Origin of the sequence: Marinilabilia rubra (assembly GCF_003121985.1) — a bacterium.
Taxonomy (GTDB): Bacteria; Bacteroidota; Bacteroidia; order Bacteroidales; family Marinilabiliaceae; genus Marinilabilia; species Marinilabilia rubra.
In genome coordinates this window covers 225058-238797 of record NZ_QEWP01000005.1, presented here as the reverse complement: position 1 = coordinate 238797, position 13740 = coordinate 225058, and the positions used below count along the sequence as shown (strand labels likewise).

The window sequence follows — 13740 nt, the reverse complement described above, 5'->3', positions numbered from 1 at the left end:
TAAAATTAACTGTCAAATTTAAGGTGTTTCACTGACTTTCCATTGTTACTGATTTCTTTTAAGGAATCAATGCCGATTTGCAAATGTTCTTCCACAAAGTCGCGGGTTACCCTTTGATCACTTGAAGTGGTTTTAATACCGGTTGAAATCATAGGCTGATCAGAAACTAAAAGGAGCGCTCCTGATGGAATCGAATTGGCAAATCCGACTGTGAAAATGGTAGCCGTTTCCATGTCGATAGCCATTGCCCGGGTTTTTGCAAGATATTTTTTAAAGCGTTCATCGTATTCCCAAACTCTCTTGTTGGTTGTGAATACGGTACCGGTGTAATAATCCCTTCCATAATCGCGAATGGTGGTAGATACGGCTCTTTGAAGGCTGAATGCCGGGAGGGCTGGGATTTCGGGAGGCAAATAATCATTGGAGGTACCGTCGCTTCGAATGGCCGCAATGGGAAGTATTAAATCTCCCAGTGTGTTTTTCTTTTTCAATCCACCACATTTACCTAGAAATAATACCGCTTCAGGATCAATGGCGCTCAGAAGGTCCATTACGGTTGCCGCATTGGGGCTTCCCATTCCAAAATTAATGATGGTTATGCCTTCTGCGCTGCAGTTGGGCATATTGTGCTCTTCTCCCAATATTGGTTGGTTATGCCATTTGGAAAAAAGTTCTACATAATGATTGAAGTTAGTAAGCAAAATGTATTTTGTGAAATCTTTAAGAGAACGCCCTGTATAGCGTGGGAGCCAGTTTTCTACAATTTCATTTTTTGTTTTCATGTTTGTCACGGTTTTTTTACGAATATAACTTAAATTTTTCAGCAATTTAATCTGCTTGTTTTGATTTTTGAGGTTTTTGAATTTCCAAAATTTTTATTGATAACCAGTGGAATAAACCTTTAGGCCGAAAAAAAGACAGAGGTGTTCTGTTGGCTCAATGGTCAAGCACCGGATTTTTTCTGAGTGATGATGTTGCTTTGACGGGGGATTGAATGTCAGACGGCTTGATTCAATCAGAATAAATAATTGCTCATTTGTTATATTTTTGCAAAATGAAGACACTGAATTTGCCATCGTTTACTTTTCGATATAAGGATGAAGCAGGGAAAAAGTTTATTTTTGATGTTGTGCGGGGAAAGTTCGTTTCACTGACACCGGAGGAGTGGGTGCGTCAAAATTTTCTGCATTTTATGTCTCAGCATTTGGGGTACCCTTCAAATCTGACTGGAGTGGAAAAAATGTTGAAGGTAAACGGCCTTTCTCAAAGATGCGATGTTGTCCTTTTTAACCGGAAGGGGCATCCGGTTATTATTGTAGAATGTAAAGCACCATCGATTGAGGTGGATAAAACAACCTTGGCTCAGGCTGCCCGCTATAATACCACTCTGAAAGTGCCATTTTTAGTGTTGACAAATGGGCTGAAACATTACTGTATCTTTACCGATGTAAAAACAGGCCGGCATTCAGCTAAAAATGGGTTTCCTTCATTTGAAGAACTTCAAAATTATTGATAAGGACCGGGATTCAGTTGGGGGATTGTATTTGCGGCGATCACGGGATCTACTGACCTGCTAATTTCTGGTACAATAATTCATCTTTAAAACCGATTGGGGTTTTTAGCCAGTCCTTTTTTCGCCCAATGAACTTGAAATTGAGACTTTCAAATAGCTTGATGCTGGCGGTATTGTCTTCAGAAATATCACAAAAAACCTGATGAAGCCCAAGGTGATTGAAGCAGTATTGAGAGAAAAGATCAACAGCTTCGCGGGCATGTCCCTTACCCCTTTCCGGTTTGTAAATCATCACCCCAATGCCCCCGCGGCTGTGGTATGGATCGAAGTCAAATAAATCGATCATTCCAATGCTTTCCTGTTTTTCTGCTCTGGGTACATCAATCATCAATCTCAACTGCTTGGTTTGATAGATGTCCAACGAGATCTGATTGATATAAGTAATGATTTGATGGCGGCTAAAAGGAGTTAGAGTGTTGCTTACCGCCCACAATTCCATCTGGTTCTCCCAGTCATACAATAAATCTGCGTCAGCCGGTTCCAGAGCCCGTAAAATTATCTTATCATTTCTGATCATGTTCCAAATTTTTGGCTGGCAAAAATAATGCTTAGGCCCCGGATGTCAAAAGGCAGATTCGCACATTATGAAAAATGGCTGGTGTTAATTCTCAGATTTGTTGTTTTTCAGGGTTATGGCCGGCAAATATATGGCTCGGTCTTTTGTCTTGTAATCATCCCGAAGCCCAAGTTCAAATGATTGTGAGTAGGGTTTGTGCCCATCGCATTTTATGCCTAGCTCATATTGTTGCATGGTAGGAATGATGGCTACAAATTTGCCGGTTACAGGGTTTACCCTATAAGTACCTATGAGTTTATTGGATTTCTTGTCTTTTACTGAAATTACAGCTGTTTCGGCAGGCTGGTTGTTACTATTGAAAACGTGAGAGGAAACCACAGCCATTGATCGTTCATCCGATCCTGAAAAATGAAGCAGAAATAAATCGCTTAACCCAAGACTTCCTTCCTGGCTGGAAGCGTAATAAACCCTTTGCTCATTGAGAGTGGGTAAATAGAATAAGTCATCTGTAGGGGTGTTTATGGGATAGCCGATGTTTTTGGCTTCGCTCCATTGGTTTTGTTTCGTTTTGGAGCTTTTAAAAATGTCATACCCTCCCATTGAATTGTGTCCCTCTGAGGAGAAATACAAGGTTGAATCATCAGGGTGAATAAATGGCCCCTCTTCATTTAAAGGAGTATTGATGTTTTTTCCGGCATTAATGGGTTTGCCCCAGTTACCATCTGGTAGTTTATGCGAAAGATAAATGTCTTTTCCTCCCATACCACCGGGTCTTTCACTCGAAAAGTATATGGTATTTCCATCAGGAGAGAAGGATGCATGGGTTTCATTGTATCCTGAATTGATGGGAGCCGGCAATGGTTCCGGAACTGACCATCCTTCAAAGGTTTTTCGTGTGATGTATAATCCGCCCTGAAAACCGTTGTTTTGATAAAAAATGAGGCCTTGTCCGTCCGGGGTAAGTCCAACGGTGGCCCGGTTTGCATCAGAAACTCCGGGGATTTCCAATACTTTGGGATCTGTCCATTTGCGGTTTCTCCAATGGCTGACAAAAATGTTTTCGAACAATGTATTGGAGTCAAGACTGTCTATTGGGCGGGTGGATGTAAAGTAAATGGTTGATTCATCGTAAAGAACTATTGGACTGTGGTCTTCATAAGAACTGTTGAGGATTTTTCCTAAGTGTTCTGTTTGAATATCCACAGGGTTCTTTTTCATGCTGTCCAGGTTCATGCAGTAATTGATCTCCCTTGAAATGTCATTAGCCAGTTCGGAATCAGAAATGTTTTCTTTTAGGTTTTTGAAGACCTCACAAGCTTTCTTGGCGCTTCCGTTTAATCGATATGCCTGTCCCAAATAAAAGTGTGCTTCGATGGTTTGCTGCTTGTTTCGTCTTTTTTTCAGAGGGTAAAGTTCGGTGGCTTTTCTAAGTATTTCTATGGTTGCCGGTAGTTCTTCCTCCAGGGCCATCATGCTGAAACCGGTCAGAAGAATTGCTTCCCTGTTATTTTTCTCAAGCAGTGGTTTTAGGCTTTCTATTGCATCTCTATACAGTTCTACTTCAATGTATTGGTCTGCATTTCGTAATATCTTTCTGGCGGACTGGGCAGATACGGTCGAAACGCTAATTAGTAATACCAAGAATGTGGCTATGCAATAGCTGAGATATCTTTTTCTTAGCATGATTAATGGATTTATCACGGTTTTAATGCGTTAAATTACAAAAAAATACGGGTAGAGTTAACAATGCCGTGAAATACTTTTTTCAATGGCATTATTTTTATGATGAAGACGTGTTTTTACTTGACAGCGGTATTCAGGATGTGGGGGCAGGTTTCGTCTTTCCCGTTAAGCTGGAGTAACCATCCGCTTTGTGGATGATGCATCAAAAAATGGATGTTTCTCTCCTTGTTTTTATTTATCAATTCTATCAAACCCGAAGGGGAGATGTTTTTCGTAGATGTTAAATAGTAAGTGTTTGATTTGTTTTTTGAATGGTTGCGAAAAACCATATTTTTATTCTGGTTCCGTATAAGCTCAACTGTGTCAGGCGATGAATCCTTATGGAGGGAAATTTCATGCAGAGATTGAGTCCTCTTTTTGAGTTTATTTTGGTGTTTTAAAGCCTTTAAAGCTTGAAGAATCCTAATTAGTAATATAGTAAAAGAGCCTTTAATTTTGTGGTGCTTTAAAGAAAAGTGTTTTTTGTAGAATTCAATCATGGAATCAAAAAAATACCTGGAATAGTTTTTATTCCTGAGTGAGGTCTCTCCTTTGAGGTGCACAATAGTGATGTCCGGATTGTACCAGTTTTCAAAACCTTTTTGGGTTATTGTATAGGAAAGATCAATATCCTCTGCATAAAGGAAAAAACGAGGATCAAATCCACCTGAACTTTCCATTGCTGATCGGCGAACGGCCATAAAAGCCCCTGAAAGGATCTGAACCTTCCCTTTTGATTCAGGATTCAGTTGTTCTGCATAGTATTGCCAGGACTTTTTTCTTGTGTTAATGTAATGTTGAAGACCAGATAATTTTAAAAGTGAAGAGATGGGCGTGGGGAAATTCCTTTTGGATTCAGGCAGGAAATTTCCGAAAGCGTCTATCATTTTCACCCCCATTGCACCGGCAGATGGATGTTCTTTAAAAAATGAGAAAATTTTTTCTTCTACGTTCGAAGGAACAATTGTGTCCGGATTTAAAAACAGGATTATTTCTCCATTGGCTTGCTTGAATCCTTTATTACAAGCCCTTCCAAATCCTTCGTTTTTTTTGTTGCGGTAAAGCCGGATAAATGGGTAAAAGTCTTCTATTTCTTTTGTGAAGTGTTTTTCGCCGGAATTATCAACAACAATAACTTCCGAGTTCTTTAAATCGCATTGCTCAAGCGACCAGAAGCACAAATGTGTGACGGGAGTGGGTTGGTAGGTAACAATGACAATGGATAATTCCGGACTCATAAAACAAAGACAATTTTTATCTGACTAGTATTCATCTTTGCAAAACAGGGATTTAATAAAACCGCATAAAGTTTTTCTTTCTGCTTTTTTATATCGCTGCATAAAAAGATCCTTTTCGTTTTGAGAAGTGTTTTGGCTCAGCATCTGGAAGATCTCTCCCCAACCGGGAAATCCCCCGATATTCCGGTCATCAATGAATAAATCTGCGTTTATTTTTCGACTGATTGTTTCATCGTATGTTTCTTCAGGAAAACTTTTGTTTACGGCATAAAACTCCAAACCATTCTCTTTGCAATATTCCACTGCTTCATCCAGTTCTTTGCCTACCCTGAAAGTCCATAGCACAAGGAGGTGCCCTTGCTTCTGAAGTGCTTTCAAAGTCTCGAAGGCAAAAAGTTTCTCCTTCCCGATTTCCGGGTAACGGTGCTCTACTATGGTGCCATCAAAGTCGACTGCAATTATCATAAATAAGGGTTTTTATTCAGTTTCCTCAGGTTCAATTTCGTTTGTGATGTTGTTCTTTGTTGGGCGGTTTATCAGGTAAGCTAAAAATAGTAACGCAAAAACATATAAAAAAGTATTGTCAGCCGTCAGCATATATCCGATTAATCCAAGAATGGCAAGAGCTTCTAAAGTTACTATCTTAATGAAGAAGCTGCTTTTGAATTGTTTAAGTTTTTCTTCAAAGGGCAATTCGCTGTCAATATGTTTTATTTTTTTACTGTGAAAAAAGTAGCTGGCAGGAATACCTCCCAGAGCCAAAATAAGAATTACCGACTTGAAATTCTCTTTTTGAACAAGGGTCCATTCGATGACCGGCCCAATGTTTTTTACCGTAAAAAGAGCGATGAAGAACATTGCTGCCATGGCTAGTAAGATGCCCCAAAAAAGGAATCGGATCTGACGAATTATTTTGTGTGTATGCATTGAATATAATTTAAGTATGTGAGGACTGGTTGATGTTTTAGAGTGCGATAGATGCAGGGGCATTCTGAATTAAAGTGCTTCTTTGTCAAAGGGAAGCCTGTCCACAAGTGAGCGCCCAAGCGTTACTTCATCTGCGTATTCAAGTTCATCGCCTATGGCGACACCCCTGGCAATGGTTGTGAATTTGACATCATAGCTGGCAAATTTCCTGAAAAGGAAAAAATTGGTAGTGTCGCCTTCCATAGTTGTGCTTAAAGCAAATATAATTTCTTTTACTTCACCTTTTTTGAGTTTTTCCTCAAGCGGGGCAATGGTTAAATCATCGGGGCCGGTTCCGTCCATGGGGGATATGAGTCCTCCCAGAACATGGTAAATGCCCTGATATTGGTGGGTGTTTTCAATGGCCATTACATCCCGCACATTTTCAACAACGCACACGATGGAGTGGTCACGTCGGGGATTGGAACAAATAGAGCAAATGTCACTGTCCGAAATGTTGTAACAGCTTTTACAGTATTTTATTTCTTCACTTAAAGTGGTTATAGCATCAGCAAACCGGTAATTGGATTCTTTTTCCTGTTTCAACAGGAAAAGAACCAGTCGCAATGCTGTTTTTTTTCCAATTCCGGGAAGTTTGGCAAATTCATTAACAGCATTTTCCAGTATTTTTGATGGGAATTGTTGGTCTGACATCCACGTTTTATTTTAGTTCACAAAGTTAATAAAAATAACAGGTTGCTTTATCAATGGTTGAGCTTCCGGACAGATCATTTAAGAATTAATCCGGTTAGGTCAATTAAATTCCTTTTTTTTGTAGGCAGTAATGCATAATCTCCCGGTTTAATCGAATTAGCCAAAAAGAAAACCGCAATTTATATGGAACCTTTGTTGATACTTTCCCTGGTGGGAGTTTACTTTGTTATATTGATAGCCATATCCGTGATTACCAGTAAAAGAGCTGATAATAAAAGTTTTTTTCTTGGAAACCGAAAATCTCCCTGGGGGGTGGTCGCCATTGGTATGGTAGGGGCTTCTCTTTCAGGTGTGACGTTTGTGTCAGTGCCTGGTTATGTTACCTCGGTTGGATATACTTATATGCAAATGGCGGCTGGTTTTTTTGTGGGGTATATCGTAATTGCCTATCTGTTGCTTCCTCTCTATTACAAACTCAACCTGACTTCAATCTACTCTTATCTTAATGGGCGATTGGGAACAGGTTCATACAAGTCTGGTGCCTTGTTGTTTATTGCCAGTAAAATTGTTGGTGCATCAGCCCGGCTTTATCTCATGGCAGTTGTGCTTCAAATTTCACTCTTCGATGAATTGGGGGTGTCCTTTTCAACTACTGTGATGGTTTTAATCGGACTTATTTGGCTTTATACTTTTAGGGGGGGGATAAAGACAATTATATGGACCGATGCCCTTCAGACCATTCTGTTTATTTGCGCGGTGATTGTTACAATTTATCATATCGGTCAGGAAATGGATTTGGGAATTACAGGACTCGCTGCAGAAATAAAAAACAGTGGCTTTTTAAAGGTCTTCGAGTTTAGTGACTGGCGATCGTCTCAGCATTTTGTCAAACAATTTCTTTCCGGAATATTCATTACAATTGTGATGACGGGCCTTGATCAGGATATGATGCAAAAAAATCTGAGTTGTCGGAATTTGAATGAAGCCAGAAAGAATGTGCTTTCTTATGGTTTTGCTTTTATTCCGGTTAATTTTCTTTTTCTTTCGTTGGGGGCTTTGCTCGTTGTTTTTATGCGGTTTAAAGGCATTGAAATGCCTGCCCGGGCCGATGATATATTTCCCATTGTAGCCACGGGAGGGTATTTACCTGTTTCCGTTGGAGTGCTGTTCTTTCTGGGATTAATGGGAGCGGCAATGTCCAGTGCCGATTCTGCCTTAACTTCACTCACGACTTCTTTCTCGGTGGATATTTTGAACATTGATTCTCTTACCGGGAATAGCGCTCGAAAAGTGAGAATGATTGTGCACTTTGCATTTGCCCTGGTAGTTGGGTTGGTTATTATTGTTTTCAGAGCTATAGGGCAGGATAGTATTATTGATACGGTTTATACTCTGGCCGGCTATACATACGGGCCTTTGCTGGGGTTGTTTGCTTTTGGGTTGTTTACCAAACGGAGTGTTAGAGATGTCTGGGTGCCTTTTGTGGCAATTCTTGCGCCTGTTGTTACGGGGGTGTTGGATTTTAATTCCGTTGAATGGTTTGGCTTCAATCTGGGCTATGAAAAATTGATGCTAAATGGTTTGTTGACTTTTATTGGATTGATGGGACTTTCCAAAAAAGAAATTGTGACAGATTGACACATCTTAGTGTGATTGGCTCTACTTTTGAGGAAAGGATTTGTACATATTTGCGCATAGTTAGATTTTTTTAAATACCCGGGGAAAAGCCTCTGGATTGTGTTAGTAAATAAAACTTTTACTTATGAGAAAAATGAAATGGATATTGCTGGTGACCATTATGATGCCGTTTTTATCGAGCTGCGGTTACAACAGTATGGTTGAGCTGGAAGAGAATATTGATGCCCAATGGGCCCAGGTTGAAAATGTGTATCAGCGCCGTGCCGATTTGATTCCAAACCTGGTAAATACCGTTAAAGGATATGCAGAGCATGAGCGGGAAACTCTTCAGGCTGTCATTGAAGCACGCTCAAAGGCAACCAGCATTAACTTATCGGCTGATCAATTAAATGAACAAAATTTGCAGAATTTTCAGCAGGCACAAAAGGGATTGTCCTCTGCATTGTCCCGTTTAATGGTAGTGATGGAGCGCTATCCGGATTTGAAGGCCAATCAAAACTTCCGGGATTTGCAGGCCCAGTTGGAAGGAACCGAAAACCGGATTGCTGTAGAACGCAGGAAATTTAATGATGCCACACGTGCCTACAATTCCTATATCCGGAAATTTCCACGAAATATGATTGCAGGCATGTTTGATTTCGAAAGAAAGCCCTATTTTGAGGCAGAGGAAGGCGCCGATGAAGTACCCGAAGTACAGTTTTAATTGAAATTTACTATTATGGCCGAAAAATTATTTACTGAAGAACAGAAGGGCCGGATTGTTGAAGCAATCAAAGAGGCCGAATTAAATACTTCCGGAGAAATTCGTGTGCACATAGAGAAAAGTTGTCCTGAAGATGTGATGGACAGGGCAGCTTTTATGTTTGAGAAACTCAAAATGCATAAAACTGAATTGAGGAATGGTGTTTTGTTTTACCTTGCCGTGAAAGACCGAAAATTTGCAATATTGGGCGATGCAGGGATAAATATCAAAGTTCCGGAAGGTTTCTGGGACAATATAAAAGAAACCATGGTTAACCATTTTAAAGAAGGAGATTTTGCCGGAGGCCTTACTAAAGGGGTACTCATGAGTGGAGAACAATTAAAAAACCATTTCCCCTACCAAACCGATGATGTCAATGAATTGAGTGACGATATCTCATTTGGAAAATAAAGGAATTATCACTCAGAAAAAATAAGATTATGAAGCGAATAGCTATTCTAATAATATTCCTGTCTGCGTTATTTACCGGGTTTTCTCAGGACTTTCCGGAAAGACCCAATCCTCCGAAAATTGTAAATGATTTTGCTGACGTGCTGGATCAAAGCACCAGGGAAAGGATGGAGCAACAACTGGTAGGATTTAACAATCAAACCAGTACTCAGATTGCAGTTGTGACAATTTCTGATCTGGGAGGCTATGATGCAGCCGGGTTTGCTTTTCAACTGGCCGAAAAATGGGGAATAGGTCAGAAGGACAAAGACAATGGTATCTTAATTCTTATCAAACCCAAAACATCTCAAAGTAAAGGGCGTGCCTTTATTGCTACCGGATATGGGTTGGAAGGCATTGTTCCGGACGCGGTGGCCAATCGTATTGTTGATGAGGAGATGATTCCAAGGTTTAAGAAAAATGATTATGCTGGCGGAATTATGGCAGCCACATCTGTACTGATGGATCTAACACGTGGGGAATATACTGCGGATGGATACATGAAGAAAACCCGTCGTTCCGGGGGTGTGCTGGGTGGTTTCGGCTTCATTTTCATTATTTTTGTGATCTTTCTGGTTGCATTCAGGGGACAGAAGTCCCGTCACGATTCTGTGGGACACAGTCTTCCCTTTTTCCTGCTTTTAACCATGATGGGATCAGGTAATCGCAGTCACTCCGGCAGTTGGGGGGATTTTTCTTCCGGTTCCGGCTCCTTTGGAGGAGGTGGCGGTTTCGGCGGCTTTGGCGGCGGCAGTTTTGGCGGCGGTGGAGCTGGTGGAAGCTGGTAAGATGACCATAAAATATCACCCAATAAAAAAGGCTGCTCATATGGCAGCCTTTTTTATTGGGCAAAAAATTATATCTCTTACAATTCGCTGTCCACAAGAATTCGTCCGCAATATTCGCATACGATAACTTTCTTGCGCGACTGAATGTCCAGTTGACGCTGTGGTGGAATCTTGTTAAAACAACCTCCACAGGCATTTCTTTCAACTGTAACAACTGCCAATCCGTTGCGGGCATTTTTACGGATACGCTTAAAGGCAGTCAACAAGCGTTGGTCAATGTCTTTTTCAATCTCCTTACCTTTTTGCTTGAGCTTTTCTTCGTCATCCTGAGTGTCGGCTACGATGTTTTCCAGCTCTTTTTTCTTGGATTCAAGGTCAGATTGACGTTCCTTGAGCAATTCATCAGAACTGGCAACAGCTTCCTGCTTGGTCTTCATTTCATTTTCAAACTCCTTGATCCTCTTTTTGCAAAGTTCTTTTTCAAGGTTTTGATATTCAATTTCTTTGTTGAGCGACTCAAATTCCCGGTTATTACGAACGCTCGATTGCTGCGATTCGTACTTCTTGATGAGAAGATCCGATTCTTTGATACCGTTCTTTTTGTCCTGAATGTTATTGGTGAGGTTTTTAATTTCCGAATTCAGGTTGTTAATCCGGGTTTCCAGTCCCTCAACTTCATCCTCAAGGTCTTGAACTTCCAACGGCAATTCTCCGCGCAGGGTACGGATCTTGTCCACCTCTGACATTACCTTTTGGAGATTATACAGCGCACGCAGCCTCTCTTCAACAGGCTTTTCGCTTTTATTGGTTTTTGTATCCATTTTCGCCATTCTGCTAATAGTATTTTATGGGATTGGTAGAAACGTTCGACAAACGGACTGCAAAATTAGGGAATTTTTTTGTAAGTAACTCAAAAAAAACTTCTTTAGTAAACTGTTCACTTTCATAGTGCCCTATATCTGCAATCACAATCTTATTGTCAGCTTCCTGAAACTGGTGATATTTAAAGTCTGCACTTATAAATAAATCGGCTCCGGCTGATATGGCCCCTTCTAATAAAAAGCTGCCCGATCCGCCACAAACAGCCACCCGTTTAATGGGCCGATCTAATAGCCGGGTATGTCTGATACAACCGCAACCGGTGATTTCTTTGATTTTATCAAAAAAATCGATTTCCTTAATTGAATTGTTGAGTTCGCCAACAGCCCCAAATCCAACCTTATCCCATTGATTGGACAGAGGGTATAAATCATAGGCTACTTCTTCATAAGGGTGGGCTTTTTTCAGGGCTGCAATTACTTTTCCTTTGAGATATTCCGGAAGAATAGTTTCGATGCGTACTTCCGTTTCAAAATGTAGTTTTTCTTTTTCTCCGACAAAGGGATTGGTGTTTTCTCCTGCTCTGAAAGATCCCTGACCTTCAAGGTTATAGCTGCAGCTGTCGTAATTGCCAATGACTCCGGCGCCTGCATTAAAAATGGCTTCGCGAACATCTTCAGCCTGATCGGCAGGTACGAAAGTAACCAGTTTTACCAGAAGATCTTTCCTTCCCTGGAGAACTTTGACATTGGTTAGGCCCAATTTTTTGGCCAGCTTTCCACTTACTCCTTTTTCAATACTGTCAATATTGGTATGAGCTGAATAGATGGCAATGTCGTTTTTTATGGCCTTTATGAGGATGCGTTCAGGTGCTGTTTGGCCTGTAATGGTTTTGAAACCTTTTAACGACAAGGGGTGATGGGCCACAATTAAATTGGCGCCCTGATCTATGGCTTCATTAACAATCTCCTCAGTTACATCGAGTGAGGTTAAGATTCCCTGAATTTCCATTCCCGGGTCACCGGCCTGGAGGCCTGAATTATCGTAATTCTCCTGAAATGCCGGAGGCGCAAAAGTTTCCAGTTCTTTGATGATATGTTTTAGTTGTACCATGTTTTATTGAATCGCTATATACTTTCCTTAATATCAACCAATACCTGGCGAATATCCTGAAGCCTTTTTACGACTTCAAAATTATTTTCTGTGCCTTCTTTGTTTTCTTTTAGCTTTTTCTGAGCTCCTTTGAGAGTCATTCCTCGTTCTTTTACCAAGTGGTATATGAGGTGAAAATTGTCTATGTCCTTTTGGGTAAACAAGCGGTTGCCTTTCTTGTTTTTGTGAGGTTTGATAACATCGAATTCTTTTTCCCAAAAACGGATTAAAGAAGTGTTTACGTCGAAGATTTTAGCAACCTCACCAATTGAGTAATAAAGCTTTTCGATTTTTGGCTCTTTATAAGGCATCTTGAAAAAGTTTACATAGTACCAATATACAAGAATTGCCGCCTGAAGCTTTCAGGCAGCAACTACAATTTTAATTCTTTTTTTTGGGGACTGCAAATATTGTTTGCAGTCATGGCATTACAATTTCTTTTAATCGAAAGTTTGATTACTGTTGCTGGCAATATGAATCATTTTCTCATATTGATCAGGTGTTAAGTCCTGGAAATAATAGTGAGCCGGATTGACCGGTCGTCCTTTTACCCGAACCTCATAGTGAAGGTGTGGAGCTGTGGATTTACCAGTGTTTCCAACTTCTCCGATGACATCGCCTCGTTTAACTTTTTGTCCACGCTTAACATTAAATGAGTCCATGTGGGCATAAACGGTAGAATAGCCAAATCCGTGGTCAATTTCAAGGTGGTATCCGTAGCCTCCCTGCGATCGTATCACTCTTTTTACAACCCCGTCACCGGTAGAGTAGATTTCTGTTCCGGTTGGAGCTGAAAAGTCCATTCCCTCATGGAAACGTTTTACTTTATAGATAGGGTCGATCCGCCAGCCGTATCCTGAAGCAGTTCTTCTTAAGTCCTTGTTTGAAATGGGTTGAATTGCAGGTGTGCAGCGCAACATTTCTTCCTTGCGTAGCGTAAGATCAACTACTTCATCAAATGATTTGCTTTGGACGTAGAGCTGTTTCATGATGACATCCAGCTTTTCTGCCGTGTTGACTACCAGGGCGGCATTGTCCAGGTTTTCGAGATGTTTGTAGCGATTCATACCACCAAAACCGGCACGTCTGACTGAGTTTGGAATGGAATCGGCCTGATAAATAACGCGATAAATGTTTTCGTCACGTTGTTGTATGTCGTCAAGAACAACCTGAATTTGTTGAAGTTTTTTGTCCATTATTTCATACTGCGATTGCAGTCTTGAATTTTCACGGACTAACCGCTTCTCTTTAGGGCTGTCAAATACATATGAATATCCCAAAAAATAAAATACACCCAATACAGCAGAAAACATGGAGTATGTGAAAATGCGACGTAAAATGTAACGAGTTCCCGTAGCAATGGGTTCGTAAGTTAACGTTTCAGGATTGTATTTAAACTTAACTTTTGACATACGGTAATATTTTGTTGTCCAAAAATAGAAAAAAATGCTTTCAACACCTATTTATTAGATGAATAATCT

16 protein-coding genes are annotated in these 13740 nt (G+C 40.5%); 5 read left to right on the top strand and 11 right to left on the bottom strand.

What is annotated here, in order from left to right; all coding sequences use genetic code 11:
• Positions 1-5 precede the first annotated feature (5 nt).
• Positions 6-782 (bottom strand): AMP nucleosidase, encoded by a 777-nt coding sequence (locus DDZ16_RS08535; RefSeq protein ID WP_109264071.1) that lies wholly within the window; start codon positions 780-782, stop codon positions 6-8.
• A gap of 272 nt (positions 783-1054) precedes the next feature.
• Between DDZ16_RS08535 and DDZ16_RS08530 the strand changes: the two genes are divergently transcribed.
• Positions 1055-1513 (top strand): type I restriction enzyme HsdR N-terminal domain-containing protein, encoded by a 459-nt coding sequence (locus DDZ16_RS08530; protein ID WP_109264029.1) that lies wholly within the window; start codon positions 1055-1057, stop codon positions 1511-1513.
• A 49-nt stretch (positions 1514-1562) separates the two neighbouring features.
• Here DDZ16_RS08530 and DDZ16_RS08525 read toward each other — a convergent pair whose 3' ends face one another.
• The 6 genes from DDZ16_RS08525 to recR all read right to left on the bottom strand — a co-directional run bounded on the left by DDZ16_RS08525 (position 1563) and on the right by recR (position 6670).
• A complete protein-coding gene (locus DDZ16_RS08525) occupies positions 1563-2090 on the bottom strand; it encodes a GNAT family N-acetyltransferase (RefSeq protein WP_109264028.1) in 528 nt (175 codons plus the stop codon).
• 84 nt (positions 2091-2174) lie between these two features.
• Positions 2175-3773, bottom strand: a complete 1599-nt coding sequence (locus tag DDZ16_RS08520; RefSeq protein ID WP_109264027.1) for a PD40 domain-containing protein — start codon at positions 3771-3773, stop codon at positions 2175-2177.
• Between the two features lie 116 nt (positions 3774-3889).
• On the bottom strand, positions 3890-5050 hold the full coding sequence (locus DDZ16_RS08515) for a glycosyltransferase family 2 protein (RefSeq protein ID WP_109264026.1): 1161 nt from the start codon (positions 5048-5050) through the stop codon (positions 3890-3892).
• Between the two features lie 24 nt (positions 5051-5074).
• Positions 5075-5515: a BT0820 family HAD-type phosphatase gene (locus DDZ16_RS08510; protein ID WP_109264025.1), complete on the bottom strand. Its 441-nt coding sequence runs from the start codon at positions 5513-5515 to the stop codon at positions 5075-5077.
• 12 nt (positions 5516-5527) lie between these two features.
• Entirely contained in the window at positions 5528-5977 is a 450-nt protein-coding gene (locus tag DDZ16_RS08505; protein ID WP_109264024.1) for a hypothetical protein, read from the bottom strand.
• A gap of 69 nt (positions 5978-6046) precedes the next feature.
• On the bottom strand, positions 6047-6670 hold the full coding sequence (gene recR, locus DDZ16_RS08500) for a recombination mediator RecR (RefSeq protein ID WP_109264023.1): 624 nt from the start codon (positions 6668-6670) through the stop codon (positions 6047-6049).
• A gap of 183 nt (positions 6671-6853) precedes the next feature.
• On the opposite strand from recR, the gene DDZ16_RS08495 reads away from it, so the two are divergent.
• The 4 genes from DDZ16_RS08495 to DDZ16_RS08480 all read left to right on the top strand — a co-directional run bounded on the left by DDZ16_RS08495 (position 6854) and on the right by DDZ16_RS08480 (position 10288).
• Positions 6854-8308, top strand: a complete 1455-nt coding sequence (locus DDZ16_RS08495) for a sodium:solute symporter (RefSeq protein WP_109264022.1) — start codon at positions 6854-6856, stop codon at positions 8306-8308.
• A 124-nt stretch (positions 8309-8432) separates the two neighbouring features.
• Entirely contained in the window at positions 8433-9011 is a 579-nt protein-coding gene (locus DDZ16_RS08490; protein WP_109264021.1) for a LemA family protein, read from the top strand.
• Positions 9012-9026: 15 nt separating this feature from the next.
• Positions 9027-9461 carry a TPM domain-containing protein gene (locus DDZ16_RS08485; RefSeq protein ID WP_109264020.1) on the top strand — a complete coding sequence of 145 codons (435 nt, stop codon included), beginning with the start codon at positions 9027-9029 and terminating at the stop codon, positions 9459-9461.
• A 29-nt stretch (positions 9462-9490) separates the two neighbouring features.
• The gene (locus tag DDZ16_RS08480; protein ID WP_109264019.1) at positions 9491-10288 is read left to right on the top strand and encodes a TPM domain-containing protein; all 798 of its coding nucleotides are present in this window, start codon (positions 9491-9493) and stop codon (positions 10286-10288) included.
• A 77-nt stretch (positions 10289-10365) separates the two neighbouring features.
• On the opposite strand, the gene DDZ16_RS08475 is transcribed toward DDZ16_RS08480, so the two are convergent.
• From DDZ16_RS08475 to DDZ16_RS08460, 4 genes are all read right to left on the bottom strand, one after another.
• Positions 10366-11118: a zinc ribbon domain-containing protein gene (locus tag DDZ16_RS08475; RefSeq protein ID WP_109264018.1), complete on the bottom strand. Its 753-nt coding sequence runs from the start codon at positions 11116-11118 to the stop codon at positions 10366-10368.
• A gap of 4 nt (positions 11119-11122) precedes the next feature.
• Entirely contained in the window at positions 11123-12220 is a 1098-nt protein-coding gene (locus DDZ16_RS08470) for a Nif3-like dinuclear metal center hexameric protein (protein WP_109264017.1), read from the bottom strand.
• A 14-nt stretch (positions 12221-12234) separates the two neighbouring features.
• Positions 12235-12570 carry a MerR family transcriptional regulator gene (locus DDZ16_RS08465; RefSeq protein WP_109264016.1) on the bottom strand — a complete coding sequence of 112 codons (336 nt, stop codon included), beginning with the start codon at positions 12568-12570 and terminating at the stop codon, positions 12235-12237.
• A gap of 129 nt (positions 12571-12699) precedes the next feature.
• Positions 12700-13671, bottom strand: a complete 972-nt coding sequence (locus DDZ16_RS08460) for a M23 family metallopeptidase (protein ID WP_109264015.1) — start codon at positions 13669-13671, stop codon at positions 12700-12702.
• Positions 13672-13740 lie beyond the last annotated feature (69 nt).

What these genes read in the sequence shown, in the direction of transcription:
- DDZ16_RS08480 (WP_109264019.1), top strand. Translation starts at nt 9,491, where the DNA reads ATGAAGCGAATAGCTATTCTAATAATATTCCTGTCTGCGTTATTTACC.
- DDZ16_RS08490 (WP_109264021.1), top strand. Translation starts at nt 8,433, where the DNA reads ATGAGAAAAATGAAATGGATATTGCTGGTGACCATTATGATGCCGTTT.
- DDZ16_RS08510 (WP_109264025.1), bottom strand. Translation starts at nt 5,515, where the DNA reads ATGATAATTGCAGTCGACTTTGATGGCACCATAGTAGAGCACCGTTAC.
- DDZ16_RS08535 (WP_109264071.1), bottom strand. Translation starts at nt 782, where the DNA reads ATGAAAACAAAAAATGAAATTGTAGAAAACTGGCTCCCACGCTATACA.
- recR (WP_109264023.1), bottom strand. Translation starts at nt 6,670, where the DNA reads ATGTCAGACCAACAATTCCCATCAAAAATACTGGAAAATGCTGTTAAT.
- DDZ16_RS08525 (WP_109264028.1), bottom strand. Translation starts at nt 2,090, where the DNA reads ATGATCAGAAATGATAAGATAATTTTACGGGCTCTGGAACCGGCTGAC.
- DDZ16_RS08465 (WP_109264016.1), bottom strand. Translation starts at nt 12,570, where the DNA reads ATGCCTTATAAAGAGCCAAAAATCGAAAAGCTTTATTACTCAATTGGT.
- DDZ16_RS08475 (WP_109264018.1), bottom strand. Translation starts at nt 11,118, where the DNA reads ATGGCGAAAATGGATACAAAAACCAATAAAAGCGAAAAGCCTGTTGAA.
- DDZ16_RS08515 (WP_109264026.1), bottom strand. Translation starts at nt 5,050, where the DNA reads ATGAGTCCGGAATTATCCATTGTCATTGTTACCTACCAACCCACTCCC.
- DDZ16_RS08485 (WP_109264020.1), top strand. Translation starts at nt 9,027, where the DNA reads ATGGCCGAAAAATTATTTACTGAAGAACAGAAGGGCCGGATTGTTGAA.
- DDZ16_RS08460 (WP_109264015.1), bottom strand. Translation starts at nt 13,671, where the DNA reads ATGTCAAAAGTTAAGTTTAAATACAATCCTGAAACGTTAACTTACGAA.
- DDZ16_RS08505 (WP_109264024.1), bottom strand. Translation starts at nt 5,977, where the DNA reads ATGCATACACACAAAATAATTCGTCAGATCCGATTCCTTTTTTGGGGC.
- DDZ16_RS08495 (WP_109264022.1), top strand. Translation starts at nt 6,854, where the DNA reads ATGGAACCTTTGTTGATACTTTCCCTGGTGGGAGTTTACTTTGTTATA.
- DDZ16_RS08530 (WP_109264029.1), top strand. Translation starts at nt 1,055, where the DNA reads ATGAAGACACTGAATTTGCCATCGTTTACTTTTCGATATAAGGATGAA.
- DDZ16_RS08470 (WP_109264017.1), bottom strand. Translation starts at nt 12,220, where the DNA reads ATGGTACAACTAAAACATATCATCAAAGAACTGGAAACTTTTGCGCCT.
- DDZ16_RS08520 (WP_109264027.1), bottom strand. Translation starts at nt 3,773, where the DNA reads ATGCTAAGAAAAAGATATCTCAGCTATTGCATAGCCACATTCTTGGTA.